The sequence below is a fragment of the Streptomyces sp. NPDC091682 genome, from assembly GCF_044756625.1.
Classification (GTDB): Bacteria; Actinomycetota; Actinomycetes; order Streptomycetales; family Streptomycetaceae; genus Streptomyces.
In genome coordinates, this window is record NZ_JBIVTH010000005.1 from 96,089 (window position 1) to 108,759 (window position 12,671).

Below are 12,671 nucleotides of genomic sequence, written 5' to 3' on the forward strand. Positions count from 1 at the left end.
CCTTGTCTGTAAACGGAGCGAACCCGCTTCGTGACGCACAGGACCGGCGGCTCCCGCGCATCGCGGGGCCGTCCGGCCTGGTCATTTTCGGCGTTACGGGTGACCTGTCGCGCAAGAAGCTAATGCCTGCCGTCTACGACCTGGCCAACAGAGGCCTGCTTCCGCCGGGCTTCTCGCTGATCGGGTTCGCCCGCCGCGAGTGGCAGGACGAGGACTTCGCGCAGGTGGTCCACGACGCCGTCAAGGAGCACTCCCGGACGCCCTTCCGCGAGGAAGTGTGGCAGCAGCTCGTGCAGGGCTGCCGCTTCGTCTCGGGCGACTTCGGCGACGACGCCGCCTTCGAGACGCTGAAGGCGACCATAGAAGAGCTGGACAAGGCGCAGGGCACGGGCGGCAACTTCGCCTTCTACCTGTCCGTCCCGCCCAAGTTCTTCCCCAAGGTGGTCCAGCAGCTCAAGGACCACGGGCTGGCGCAGAAGGAAGGCTCCTGGCGGCGTGCCGTCATCGAGAAGCCCTTCGGACACGACCTGAAGAGCGCCGAGGAGCTCAACAAGGTCGTCCACGAGGTCTTCCCGCGGGACGAGGTCTTCCGGATCGACCACTACCTCGGCAAGGAGACCGTCCAGAACATCCTGGCGCTCCGCTTCGCCAACACGATGTTCGAGCCGATCTGGAACCGGTCGTACGTCGACCACGTGCAGATCACCATGGCCGAGGACATCGGCATCGGCGGCCGGGCCGGGTACTACGACGGCATCGGCGCCGCCCGTGACGTCATCCAGAACCACCTGCTCCAACTGCTCGCGCTGACCGCGATGGAGGAGCCCGGCTCCTTCCACCCCAAGGCGCTGGTGGCCGAGAAGCTCAAGGTGCTCACCGCGGTGCAGCTGCCGGAGGACCTGGGCAAGCACACCGTGCGCGGCCAGTACGCGGCGGCGTGGCAGGGCGGCGAGAAGGTCGTCGGGTACCTCGAAGAGGACGGCATCGACCCCAAGTCGAAGACCGACACCTACGCGGCCATCCGCCTGGAGATCAACAACCGCCGCTGGGCGGGCGTCCCGTTCTACCTGCGGACGGGCAAGCGCCTGGGCCGCCGGGTGACCGAGATCGCGGTCGTCTTCAAGCGGGCCCCGTACCTGCCGTTCGAGTCGGGCGCGACCGAGGAGCTGGGGCAGAACGCCCTGGTCATCCGGGTCCAGCCGGACGAGGGCGTGACGGTCCGCTTCGGCTCCAAGGTCCCGGGCACCTCCATGGAGGTCCGGGACGTCACGATGGACTTCGCCTACGGCGAGTCCTTCACGGAGTCCAGCCCCGAAGCGTACGAGCGACTCATCCTCGACGTGCTCCTCGGCGACGCGAACCTCTTCCCGCGCCACCAGGAAGTCGAACTGTCCTGGAACATCCTCGACCCGATCGAGGAGTACTGGGACAAGCACGGCAAGCCCGCGCAGTACCCGTCGGGCACCTGGGGGCCGGTCGAGGCGGACGAGATGCTCGCACGAGACGGACGGAGCTGGCGCCGGCCATGAAGATCGACCTCACGGAGACCAACTCCAGCAAGATCAATGCCGCGATGGTGCAGGCACGCCGGGACATCGGCACGCCGGCCATCGGCATGGTCCTCACGCTGGTGATCGTGACCGACGAGGAGAACGCGTACGACGCGCTCAAGTCGGCGAACGACGCGTCCCACGAACACCCCTCGCGGATCGTCGTCGTCATCAAGCGGGCCAGCCGCTCGCCCCGCAGCCGCCGCGACGCCCGGCTCGACGCAGAAGTCCGCGTCGGGGCGGACTCCGGCAGCGGTGAAACGGTTGTGCTCCGCCTTCACGGCGAACTGGTCGACCACGCCCAGTCGGTGGTTCTCCCGCTGCTCCTGCCCGACGCCCCCGTGGTCGTCTGGTGGCCGGACGGTGCCCCCATGGACCTGGCGGGCGACCCGCTGGGTGCACTGGGACAGCGCCGGATCACGGACACGTACTCCTGCGAGGACCCGATCAGGGCGCTCAGCGGCCGTGCGGGGGCGTACGCCCCCGGGGACACAGACCTGTCGTGGACCCGGATCACCCCGTGGCGCTCCATGCTGGCGGCCGCACTGGACCAGCAGGCCCTGACGGTCGCCTCGGCGACCGTCGAGGGCGAGGACGAGAACCCGAGCTGCGAACTGCTGGCCATGTGGCTGGCTGACCGGCTCCAGGTACCCGTCAAGCGCACGCTGTCGTCGGGCCCGGGCCTGACGGCGGTACGCCTGTCCACCAAGGACGGCGACATCGTCCTGGACCGGGCGGACGGCTCACTGGCCACGCTGTGCATGCCGGGGCAGCCCGACCGTGCGGTGGCGCTCAAGCGCCGCGACACGGCCGAGCTCCTGGCGGAGGAGCTGCGCCGGCTGGACCCGGACAACACGTACGAGGCCTCGCTGAAGTTCGGCGTGGCGAGGCTGGAGGCGTCGGCCCCGGAGCCGGAGGCCCCGGCGGCGACCGATGCCGATGCTCCGGCCAAGGCCGAGGCCTCGAAGCCGGCGGCCAAGCCGTCGAAGAAGAACGCAGCCAAGTAGCCGGAGCCGCTGCGCGGAGCCGACCCCACCCCGCCCCTTCTCCGTTTCCTGGGGCTCCGCCCCAGACCCCGCGCCTCAATCGCCGGCGAGGCTGAATCTTCAGCCCGTCCGGCGTTTGAGGACCAGGGTCCGGGGCGGAGCCCCGGTTTCGGGAAGGGGCGGGGTGGGGCACTGCTCCGCGCAGCGGCATCCGCACCCCCCGATCTACCGACAAGGCGGCAGCACATGGGTATGACGACTCCCCAGGTAGTCGTCCACCGGGACAAGGAACTGATGGCCCAGGCCACCGCGGCCCGGCTCATCACGAAGATCGTGGACGCGCAGACGGCCCGCGGCACCGCGTCCGTCGTCCTCACCGGCGGACGCAACGGCAACGGCCTGCTCGCGGCGCTGGCCGCCGCCCCGGCGCGGGACGCGATCGACTGGTCCCGGCTGGACCTGTGGTGGGGTGACGAGCGGTACGTCCCCGCCGCCGACCCCGAGCGCAACCACACCCAGGCCCGCGAGGCCCTCCTGGACTCGGTCCCGGTGGACCCCGCCCGCGTGCACGTGATGCCCGCCTCGGACGGTCCGTACGGCGGCGACGTGGACGCCGCGGCGGCCGCTTACGCCGCCGAGCTGGCGAAGGCGGCCGGCCCGGAGGACCACGGTCCGGTCCCCCGGTTCGACGTGCTGATGCTCGGCGTCGGCCCGGACACGCACGTGGCCTCGCTGTTCCCGGAACACCCGGCGGCCCGCGAGACCGAGCGAACGGTGGTCGGCGTGCACGGCGCCCCGAAGCCCCCGCCCACGCGGATCTCGCTCACGCTCCCGGCGATCCGGGCGGCCCGTGAGGTCTGGCTGCTGGCCGCGGGCGAGGACAAGGCCGGGGCGGTCTCCCTGGCCCTCGGCGGCGCGGGCGAGGTCCAGGCCCCAGCCGCGGCGGCGTACGGCCGCTCCCGCACCCTGTGGCTCTTGGACCGCGCGGCGGCGGCCAAGCTCCCGAGCGGCATGTACCCCCCGGCCTCTTCCTGACCGGGGCCGGTCCGAACGGCGATGGGCCCGCCCCCCTCGGGGGGCGGGCCCATCGCCGTTTCCCGGCGTCAGCTACGGCCGCGCAGCTTCCGGTACGTGGCCACCAGCGCCTTGGTCGAGGCGTCCAGCCCCGGTACGTCGGCGCCCTCGGTCAGCGCGGGCTCTACGCGCTTGGCGAGCACCTTGCCGAGTTCGACGCCCCACTGGTCGAAGGAGTCGATGTTCCACACCGCGCCCTGGACGAACACCTTGTGCTCGTAGAGCGCGATCAGCTGGCCCAGCACCGCCGGGGTGAGCTCCCCCGCCAGGATGGTGGTCGTCGGGTGGTTCCCGTGGAAGGTCTTGTGCGGGACCAGCGACTCGGGAGCGCCTTCGGCCCGCACCTCGTCCGCCGTCTTGCCGAAGGCCAGCGCCTGGGTCTGCGCGAAGAAGTTCGCCATCAGCAGGTCGTGCTGGGCCGCCGGGGCCGCCTCCAGCTCCGCCACCGGCCGGGCGAAGCCGATGAAGTCCGCGGGGATCACCTTCGTCCCCTGGTGGATCAGCTGGTAGTAGGCGTGCTGCCCGTTGGTGCCGGGCGTGCCCCAGACCACCGGGCCCGTCTGCCATTCCACCGGATTGCCGTCGCGGTCCACCGACTTGCCGTTGGACTCCATGTCCAGCTGCTGCAAGTAGGCCGTGAAGCGCGAGAGGTAGTGGCTGTACGGGAGCACCGCGTGGGACTGGGCGTCGAAGAAGGCGCCGTACCAGATCCCCAACAGGCCCATCAGGAGCGGCGCGTTCTCGTGCGCGGGCGCCGTGCGGAAGTGCTCGTCCATGGCGTGGAAGCCGCCGAGCATCTCGCGGAAGGCGGCCGGGCCGATCGCGATCATCAGCGAGAGGCCGATGGCGGAGTCGAAGGAGTAGCGTCCGCCGACCCAGTCCCAGAACCCGAACATGTTGGCCGGATCGATGCCGAAGTCGGTGACCTTCTCGGCGTTGGTGGACAGCGCCACGAAGTGCCGGGCCACGGCGGCCTGGTCGCCGCCCAGTCCGGCGAGCAGCCAACCGCGCGCCGAGGTGGCGTTGGTGATGGTCTCGATGGTGGTGAAGGTCTTGGAGGCGATGATGAACAGCGTCTCGGCCGGGTCCAGGTCCCGCACGGCCTCGTGCAGGTCCGCACCGTCGACGTTGGAGACGAAGCGCACCGTCAGATCGCGGTCGGTGAAGGCGCGCAGGGCCTCGTACGCCATGGCCGGACCGAGGTCGGAGCCGCCGATGCCGATGTTGACAACGTTCTTGATGCGCTGGCCCGTGGAGCCGGTCCACGCTCCCGACCTGATCCGGTCGGCGAAGTCCGCCATCTTGTCGAGGACGGCGTGCACGCCCGGGACGACGTCCTCGCCGTCGACCTCGACGACGGTGTCCGCCGGTGCGCGCAGGGCGGTGTGCAGCACCGCCCGGTCCTCGGTCGTGTTGATCTTCTCGCCGCGGAACATCGCCTCGCGCAGCTCGGCCACGCCCGTGGCCTCGGCCAGCTCGCGCAGCAGTGCGAGCGTCTCGTCGGTGACGAGGTGCTTCGAGTAGTCGATGTGCAGGTCACCGACCTGCAGGGTGTAGCCGGCGCCGCGGCCGGGATTCTGCTCGAACAGTTCCCGCAGATGCGTCTGCCCGAACTCCTCCCGGTGCTTGCCCAGGGCAAGCCACTCCGTCGTCCGGTTCAGCTTCGTACGCGTGCCTGCGTTCATCTCGGACATCAACCCACTTCTTCCGTCCTGTCGTGCCCCGCCGTTCACCAACCTAAGGGATCACAAGCGGCAGAACGCACACAAAGAGGCCCGGTGACGCAGGAGATGTTCCTGTGTCACCGGGCCTCGTGTCACGTGCTTCGAGCCGTCTCAGATCTCGCCGCGGAGCTTGGCGAGCGCTTCGGCGAGGATCGCCTCGCCGTCGGCGTCCGAGCGCCGTTCCCGTACGTACGCCAGGTGCGTCTTGTACGGCTCGGTGCGCGGCGGCGCGGGCGGGTTGTCCCGGTCCTGGCCGGCCGGGAACCCGCAGCGCGGGCAGTCCCAGGTGTCCGGCACCTGCGCATCGCTGGCGAAGCTCGGCTGCGTCTCGTGCCCGTTCGAGCACCAGAAGGAGATGCGCAGACGGGGCGCGGACTCGCCGCGCTCCGCCTCACCCATCGGCCCCGCTCCGACCCGGCTACCACGGATCGCGTTGCCACTTGCCACGGTCGTAACTCCCCTGCGTGATGGTGCCGCCAAGCGTGAGGATGTTCCTGCTGAAACGCCCCGGGTACGTAGAGCCCAACTCACGGGATCATCCCCTCGGGTGGGGGAGCAGAATAACTCGTTCCGCAACCAGGGCGCAGGACCTCATGATAGGCCGGGCGGCGCCGACCGGACTGCCGGAATGGCCAGAACGGTCAGGTGCTCGACTTCGTCAGCAGACCGAGCGCGACGATGCACGCGAACCACAGCAGACCGACGACCACGGTGATGCGGTCGAGGTTGCGCTCCGCGACGGAGGAACCGCCGACCGACGACTGCATACCGCCGCCGAACATGTCGGAGAGGCCGCCGCCCTTGCCCTTGTGCATCAGCACGAGCAGCATCAGCAGGGCGCTGAAGACGATCAGGGCGATCGAGAACCCCATAATCACGGCTGATTCCTACTTTCTGGCTTTTTCGGGCTTTCCGGCATTGCGAGATGTGCACGGGGGCCAGGGGCTGATGCATCAGCCTCTGGCCCCCGCAAGGGTACGACGGATCCGCCCTACCGCATACTCACTGGTCGCGGAAGCGGACGATCTTGACGAACTCGTCAGCGTCCAGTGCCGCGCCGCCGATCAGGGCGCCGTCGACGTCGGGCTGGGCCATGATCGCCGCGATGTTCCCGGACTTCACGGAGCCGCCGTACTGGATGCGGACCTTGTCGGCCAGCTCCTGCGAGTACAGCTCGGCGAGGCGGCCGCGGATCGCCCCGCAGACCTCCTGGGCGTCGTCGGGGGTGGCGACCTCGCCGGTCCCGATGGCCCAGACGGGCTCGTAGGCGATCACGATGGACTCGACCTGGTCGGCCGGGACGCCTTCCAGGCCGCCGTCGAGCTGGCTCAGCGTGTAGGGGACCTGCTGGCCGGCCTTGCGGACGTCCAGGCCCTCCCCGACGCACAGGATCGGGGTGATCCCGTGCCGGAAGGCGGCCTTGACCTTGGCGTTGCAGATCTCGTCGCTCTCGGCGTGGTACTGGCGGCGCTCGCTGTGGCCGACGGCCACGTACGTGCACTTCAGCTTCGACAGCATCGGGCCGGAGATCTCGCCGGTGTAGGCACCGGAGTCGTGCGCGGAGATGTCCTGGGCGCCGTACTTGATCTTCAGCTTGTCGCCGTCGACCAGGGTCTGGACCGAGCGCAGGTCGACGAAGGGCGGCAGGACCGCGACCTCGACGGCGTCGTAGTCCTTGTCGGTGAGGGCGAAGGCGAGCTTCTGGACGTGGGCGATGGCCTCGAGGTGGTTGAGGTTCATCTTCCAGTTGCCCGCCATGAGCGGGGTGCGCGTGGTCATACGGGTTCAGCCCTCCAGGGCGGCGAGGCCGGGGAGCGTCTTGCCCTCGAGGTATTCGAGGGAGGCGCCGCCACCGGTCGAGATGTGGCCGAATGCATTCTCGTCGAAGCCCAGGATGCGGACCGCGGCGGCACTGTCGCCACCTCCGACGACGGTGAAGGCGCTGCTGTCGAGCAGGCCCTGGGCGATGGCCGTGGTGCCCCCGGCGTAGTCGGGGTGCTCGAAGACGCCCACGGGACCGTTCCAGAAGACGGTCTTCGCGTCGGCGATCTTCGACGCGTACAGCTCGCGCGTCTTGGGGCCGATGTCCAGGCCCTCCTGGTCGGCGGGGATCTTGTCCGCGTCGACGGTCTCGAAGGTGGCCGGGGTCTTGCCCTTGAGGTCCGGGAACTCCGCGGAGACCAGCACGTCGACCGGGAGGACCAGCTCGACGCCGGTCTTCTCGGCGCGCTCCATGTACTCCTTGACCTTGTCCACCTGGTCCTTCTGGAGCAGGGAGATGCCGACCTCGTAGCCCTTGGCGTAGAGGAAGGTGTAGGCCATGCCGCCGCCGATGAGGATGCGGTCGGCCTTGCCGAGCAGCTCGTCGATGACGGCGAGCTTGTCGGAGACCTTGGCACCGCCCAGGACCACCACGTACGGGCGCTCGACCTCGGCGGTCAGCTTCTTCAGGACGCCGACCTCGGTGGCGATGAGGTAGCCGGCCCCGTGCGGGAGGCGGGCCGGGAGGTCGAAGACCGAGGCGTGCTTGCGGTGCACGGCGCCGAAGCCGTCGCCCACGTAGAGGTCGGCGAGCTCCGCGAGCTGGTCCGCGAAGGCGCCGCGCTCGGCGTCGTCCTTCGAGGTCTCACCGGCGTTGAAGCGCAGGTTCTCGATCACGGCAACCTGGCCGTCGGCGAGGGCCGCGACGGTCTCCTTGGCGGAGGAGCCGACGGTGTCGGTGGCGAACGCCACGTCCGCACCGAGCAGTTCGCCGAGGCGCGTGGCGGCCGGGGCCAGCGAGAACGCCGGCTCGACGCCGGTGCCCTTGGGGCGGCCCAGGTGCGAGGCCACGATGACGCGGGCGCCGGCTTCGGCGAGCTTCGCGATCGTGGGCTGGACGGCGCGGATGCGGCCGTCGTCGGTGATGGTGCCCTCGACCAGCGGGACGTTCAGGTCCGCGCGGACGAAGACCCGCTTGCCCTTGACGCCTTCGGCGAGCAGTTCATCGATCGTCTTCATGTATTTCTACTCCTTTGAGCCTTCACTCGAAGGGCGAGGAAGGATAACGAGGCAAGCAACAGGGCCCGTGCGGCGCATCGTCGCGCTGCTCGGACCCTGTGCTTCACATCGTGGTGCCTTGCCCTACGTTTTTAGAGCTGACCGCCGACGAAGACGGTGAGGTCGACGAGACGGTTGGAGTAGCCCCACTCGTTGTCGTACCAACCGACGACCTTCACCTGCGTACCGTCCTGAACCATGGTCAGCGAGGAGTCGAAGGTGCAGGACGCGGGCCAGTTCACGATGTCGGAAGAGACGATCGCGTCCTCGGTGTAGTCGAGGATGCCCTTGAGCTGCCCCTCCGAAGCCTTCTGGAAGGCCGCGTTGATCTCTTCCACCGTGGTCTCGCGGGAGAGCTCCAGCACCAGGTCGGTCACCGAGCCGGTCGGGACCGGGACGCGCATGGCGATGCCGTCCAGCTTGCCCTTGAGCTGCGGGAGGACCAGCGCGGTCGCCTTCGCGGCACCGGTGGAGGTCGGGATGATGTTCTCGGCGGCGGCGCGGGCGCGACGCAGGTCCGAGTGCGGGAAGTCCAGGATGCGCTGGTCGTTCGTGTACGCGTGGACCGTCGTCATCATGCCCTTGACGATGCCGAAGTTCTCGTCGAGGACCTTGGCCATCGGCGCCACGCAGTTGGTGGTGCAGGAGGCGTTGGAGATGACGTGGTGGTTGGCCGCGTCGTACTTGTCCTGGTTGACGCCCATCACGATGGTGATGTCCTCGTCCTTGGCCGGAGCCGAGATGAGGACCTTCTTCGCGCCCGCGGCGATGTGCTTGGCGGCGTCGGCCTTCTTCGTGAAGATGCCAGTCGACTCGATGACGATGTCGGCGCCCAGCTCGCCCCAGGGCAGGTTCGCGGGGTCGCGCTCGGCAAAGGTCTTGAACGTGTTGCCACCGACCGTGATCGTGTCGTCGGTGTGGGAGACCTCGGCCTTGAGGCGGCCCAGGATCGTGTCGTACTTGAGAAGGTGCACCAGGGTGGCGTTGTCAGTCAGGTCGTTGACACCGACGATCTCGATGTCCGCTCCCTGCTCCAGAAGCGCCCGAAAGTAGTTACGGCCAATTCGGCCAAAACCATTGATGCCTACGCGGATCGTCACGAACCGATCTCCTCGTTGGTGCGCCGGTAAGAGCGCCGGCGAGTTGAAATGGGATGTCCCCGACCGCTTACGACCCTACCTCTCCGTGAGCTTTTGGGTGACATCGGTCGGGGCCTGACACTCCCCCTACTTCCCGGGGGCACTCCCGCGAGGGTCCCGTTCCGGACACTCCGGAACGGGACCTCGGACTTCGACCCCTCGTCACTCAGGGTGAGTGACGACCGGGGCTCGGATCAGCGGTGCAGTGTGCGCAGTGCCTTACCGATGAGTAGGGCACGGTCCGCTGCGGTGGGCATGTGCTCCAGGCCGAAGCCCAGCAACACCGTGTCACGCGTGGTCACCGCAGCGTAGGACTTGAACAGTTCCCCGGACCGGGCCCATTCGCCGGGAACCTCGGGGCTGCCGGCCGGTGCGGCCTGTGCCGTCCAGGCTCCGAGGGACGTCTCGAATCCCTCCACGGGCTGGTCCGCGCCCTTGACGGAGAGGCGGGCCTCGTCCGCGAAGACGCCGCGGCCGCCCGAGCCCGGGTCGGTGATGTAGGAGAGCGAGAGCTCAACGGTCTTGCCGGCGTAGGCGCTCAGGTCGAAGGCGACCTGCTTCCAGCCGCCGGAGGAACCGGTGAAGCTGTTCCACTTGCCGCTGGTGCCCTGCGGGGTGCAGCCGGCGGCGTCGAGCGTGAGGTAGCGGCGCAGGAACGGGTGCCCGTTGACGAAGAACCCGGCCGCACATTCCTCCGGGACGGTGGTGCTGCTCAGGCCGCCCGCGTCCGGCAGGGTGGTCCAGTCGTCGCCGCCGGCGGTCCGGGCCTCCAGTGCGGCGTGGTCGTAGCCCTCCTCGACGTTCCAGTTGAGCGCCAGCTTCAGTTGGGGCTGGTCGGCCGCGGTGACCCCGGTCAGGTCGATCGTACGGACGAGGCGCTTCCAGTCGTCGTCGGCGTGCAGGGCCGCGGCCATGCCGGCGCCGGCATAGGGGGCGTACGGGTTCACGACCCCGGTGAAGGCCCCCGCCTGGGCGCTCTTGAACTGCGGGAACTGTGCGGGCGCCAGGGTCTCGGAGGTCACGGTGTACCCGCCGGGGGCGTTCAGCGGGTTGCCCGCGGCGTCCCCGACGGTGCCCCGGGCGCCGTTCAGGGCCCCGGCGCCGGCGAAGCCGGTGGCTCCGGCGGTGCTCGTCCGGCTGTACGCGCCGAGCCAGTACTGGCTGAAGTCGTTGGTCACGGCGCGGCCGACCTGGGCGTTGCCGCCCGCCAGCTCACCGGCCTCGATCAGCTTGCCGCCCTCGTTCAGGAAGTCGCGGACCGCCAACTGGGTGTCGCCGCCCGGGATCTTGGCCCCCGTGTAGTGGACGGCCGTACCGAAGTGGGAGAGGACGCCGAGGTGGTGCGGGGCGCCCTGGACGGCGACGTCCCAGACCGCCGCGGACTTTCCGTTCGCGCGCAGGGCGTCGACGTAGGTCTGGGCGTGCTGGGCCTTGGCCCCCTCTTCCGCGATCACCAGGACGTCCGCGCGCGGCCGCTCGGCCACCGTGTACGTGAAGTGCTCGCTGGAGACCTGCTTGCCGGAGCGGTCTCGGCCGGTGAACCAGACCTCGACCTTGTCGCCGGGCTTCGCGCCGTCGACCTCGGCGCGGTACTCGTCGAACCAGTTGTTGTCGTCGCCGCCGTAGACCTCGCCGCCCTTCCAGGCCTTGAGGTCCTCGTCGTGCGTGCGGCCGCCGTTGATCCGGAAGTTGAGCTCCTTGTCCTTCAGCGCCTTGCGGGCCGTGACGGAGACCGTCTGGCCCTCGCCGCGGGCGGCGTAGGAGGTGGCGAAGGCGTCCACGGTGAAGTCCGCGGCGCTCAGGCCGACCGAGGAGGACGGCCGGTCCGGGTGCGCGGCGCTCTCGCCGACGGAGAGGGCGAAGGGGACGTTCTTGGAGAACTCCGCCTGGATGAGCTTCTCGTCGTCCGGGAAGTTGAAGCCGGAGGCGCAGTCCTCGGGCTTCCACTGGTCGTTCGGGTCGCTCGCCGAGGCGGTCTGGCAGGTGGTCATCTCCGGCGTGAACATCATGATGCCGTTGACGTTGGAGGCGTGGCCGTCGGCCTCGCCGTTGGTGGTGTAGAGCTCGGAGGAGACCTGCGGGTAGTAGCCCGGGACGGCGGGGTTCTCCGGGGTGCCGGCGAGCGCCTTGTAGGCGACGTCGTCGGGGGTGGGGGTGGCGACCTGCCAGCCCACGCCGTAGAGGATCAGTTCGGCGGCGGAGTGGTAGTTGATCGCGTAGTCGAAACCGATGCGCTTCTCGAAGCGGTCGAGGGCGACGGTCTCGGGTTCGGAGGAGGCGCTCGGGCCGCGGTAGGTCTCGCTCGACTGGTTCGGCGAGGAGCCCTCGTTGTCGTAGCCCCACTTGAAGGCGAAGTTCCGGTTGAGGTCGACCCCGTCGCCGGGGCCGGTCTTCCCGTCGCCGTTGTTGTCGCGCAGGTTCTTGCGCCACAGCCGCTGGCCGTCGGCGGCGTGCGTGTAGTCGTATCCGTCCGGGTTGGCGGAGAGCAGGAACCACAGCTCGCTGGAGTCCACCAGTTTGGTGATCCGCGGGTCCTTGCCGTAGTTGTCGAGGGTGTGGTGCATCAGCCGCCGGGTCATCTCGGGGGTGATCCACTCACGGGCGTGCTGGTTGGACATGTAGAGGACCGACGGCTTGTCACCGTCCTTGGTCTTCTTGGCGTTCTTGCTGACCTTCAGGGCGAGGATGTCCTTGCCCTGGACGGTCTTGCCGATGGAGACGACCTTGGTGAGCCCCGGGTTCTCCTGCGCGGTCCGCAGGATCTCCTCCTGGAGGCCGCCCTTGCCGCTGTACGGGCGGAACACCCCGTCCCCGGCGGCCTTGGCGCGGGCCAGGCCCTGGGCGGGGACCTTGCGCTCGGCGAGCTTGACGCCCTGGGCCGCGAGTTCCTCGGCCTGGCCGCCGCTGAGGAAGAGCTCGACCCGGGCGGTGCCGGTCTCCGGGGCCCGCTCGGTGAGCTCGTGCGCGTCCTGCCCCGCGGCGAGGACCAGCGGGACCTGTTCCCGGGTGATGTCGGCGTCGTAGACGCGTACCTCGTCTGCGCCGGATGCGGTGCCGGGTCCCGGCTGGGCCTGCGCCGCGGCGGGTAGGACGGCGAGCGTGGTTCCGAAGACGAGTGCGCTTGCGGCGAGGATCGATCTCGCGCGGTGACTCATGTGC

The 12,671-nt window shown here is 69.4% G+C and carries 10 protein-coding genes; 3 read left to right on the forward strand and 7 right to left on the reverse strand.

Annotation, left to right across the window (positions count from 1 at the left end; all coding sequences use genetic code 11):
* The first annotated feature begins 2 nt into the window (after positions 1 to 2).
* The 3 genes from zwf (at position 3) to pgl (ending at position 3,571) form a co-directional block, all read left to right on the forward strand.
* A complete protein-coding gene (gene zwf / locus ACIQK6_RS13450; protein WP_329103304.1) occupies positions 3 to 1,529 on the forward strand; it encodes a glucose-6-phosphate dehydrogenase in 1,527 nt (508 codons plus the stop codon).
* The gene (gene opcA / locus ACIQK6_RS13455) at positions 1,526 to 2,557 is read left to right on the forward strand and encodes a glucose-6-phosphate dehydrogenase assembly protein OpcA (protein WP_329103302.1); all 1,032 of its coding nucleotides are present in this window, start codon (positions 1,526 to 1,528) and stop codon (positions 2,555 to 2,557) included. Before zwf ends, opcA begins: the two co-directional genes overlap by 4 nt.
* A 231-nt stretch (positions 2,558 to 2,788) precedes the next feature.
* Entirely contained in the window at positions 2,789 to 3,571 is a 783-nt protein-coding gene (pgl, locus tag ACIQK6_RS13460) for a 6-phosphogluconolactonase (RefSeq protein ID WP_329103301.1), read from the forward strand.
* Positions 3,572 to 3,639: 68 nt separating this feature from the next.
* Here the strand turns inward: pgl and pgi are convergent, their stop codons facing one another.
* The 7 genes from pgi to ACIQK6_RS13495 all read right to left on the reverse strand — a co-directional run bounded on the left by pgi (position 3,640) and on the right by ACIQK6_RS13495 (position 12,667).
* Positions 3,640 to 5,295 (reverse strand): glucose-6-phosphate isomerase, encoded by a 1,656-nt coding sequence (gene pgi / locus ACIQK6_RS13465; protein ID WP_329108047.1) that lies wholly within the window; start codon positions 5,293 to 5,295, stop codon positions 3,640 to 3,642.
* A 150-nt stretch (positions 5,296 to 5,445) separates the two neighbouring features.
* Complete coding sequence (locus ACIQK6_RS13470) at positions 5,446 to 5,781, reverse strand: RNA polymerase-binding protein RbpA (RefSeq protein ID WP_010352468.1); 336 nt, start codon at positions 5,779 to 5,781, stop codon at positions 5,446 to 5,448.
* A gap of 194 nt (positions 5,782 to 5,975) precedes the next feature.
* A complete protein-coding gene (gene secG, locus ACIQK6_RS13475; RefSeq protein WP_030720398.1) occupies positions 5,976 to 6,206 on the reverse strand; it encodes a preprotein translocase subunit SecG in 231 nt (76 codons plus the stop codon).
* A 130-nt stretch (positions 6,207 to 6,336) separates the two neighbouring features.
* Positions 6,337 to 7,113 (reverse strand): triose-phosphate isomerase, encoded by a 777-nt coding sequence (tpiA, locus tag ACIQK6_RS13480; protein ID WP_329103299.1) that lies wholly within the window; start codon positions 7,111 to 7,113, stop codon positions 6,337 to 6,339.
* Between the two features lie 6 nt (positions 7,114 to 7,119).
* Entirely contained in the window at positions 7,120 to 8,334 is a 1,215-nt protein-coding gene (locus ACIQK6_RS13485) for a phosphoglycerate kinase (RefSeq protein WP_402694809.1), read from the reverse strand.
* A 131-nt stretch (positions 8,335 to 8,465) separates the two neighbouring features.
* A complete protein-coding gene (gap, locus tag ACIQK6_RS13490; RefSeq protein ID WP_030762471.1) occupies positions 8,466 to 9,473 on the reverse strand; it encodes a type I glyceraldehyde-3-phosphate dehydrogenase in 1,008 nt (335 codons plus the stop codon).
* 233 nt (positions 9,474 to 9,706) lie between these two features.
* Positions 9,707 to 12,667 carry a M14 family zinc carboxypeptidase gene (locus ACIQK6_RS13495; RefSeq protein WP_402694810.1) on the reverse strand — a complete coding sequence of 987 codons (2,961 nt, stop codon included), beginning with the start codon at positions 12,665 to 12,667 and terminating at the stop codon, positions 9,707 to 9,709.
* Positions 12,668 to 12,671: the final 4 nt, after the last annotated feature.

Bases quoted from the DNA above. Each gene is read 5' to 3' on its own strand.
- pgi (WP_329108047.1), bottom strand. From the start codon at position 5,295: ATGAACGCAGGCACGCGTACGAAGCTGAACCGGACGACGGAGTGGCTT.
- pgl (WP_329103301.1), top strand. From the start codon at position 2,789: ATGACGACTCCCCAGGTAGTCGTCCACCGGGACAAGGAACTGATGGCC.
- ACIQK6_RS13495 (WP_402694810.1), bottom strand. From the start codon at position 12,667: ATGAGTCACCGCGCGAGATCGATCCTCGCCGCAAGCGCACTCGTCTTC.
- opcA (WP_329103302.1), top strand. From the start codon at position 1,526: ATGAAGATCGACCTCACGGAGACCAACTCCAGCAAGATCAATGCCGCG.
- ACIQK6_RS13485 (WP_402694809.1), bottom strand. From the start codon at position 8,334: ATGAAGACGATCGATGAACTGCTCGCCGAAGGCGTCAAGGGCAAGCGG.
- secG (WP_030720398.1), bottom strand. From the start codon at position 6,206: ATGGGGTTCTCGATCGCCCTGATCGTCTTCAGCGCCCTGCTGATGCTG.
- tpiA (WP_329103299.1), bottom strand. From the start codon at position 7,113: ATGACCACGCGCACCCCGCTCATGGCGGGCAACTGGAAGATGAACCTC.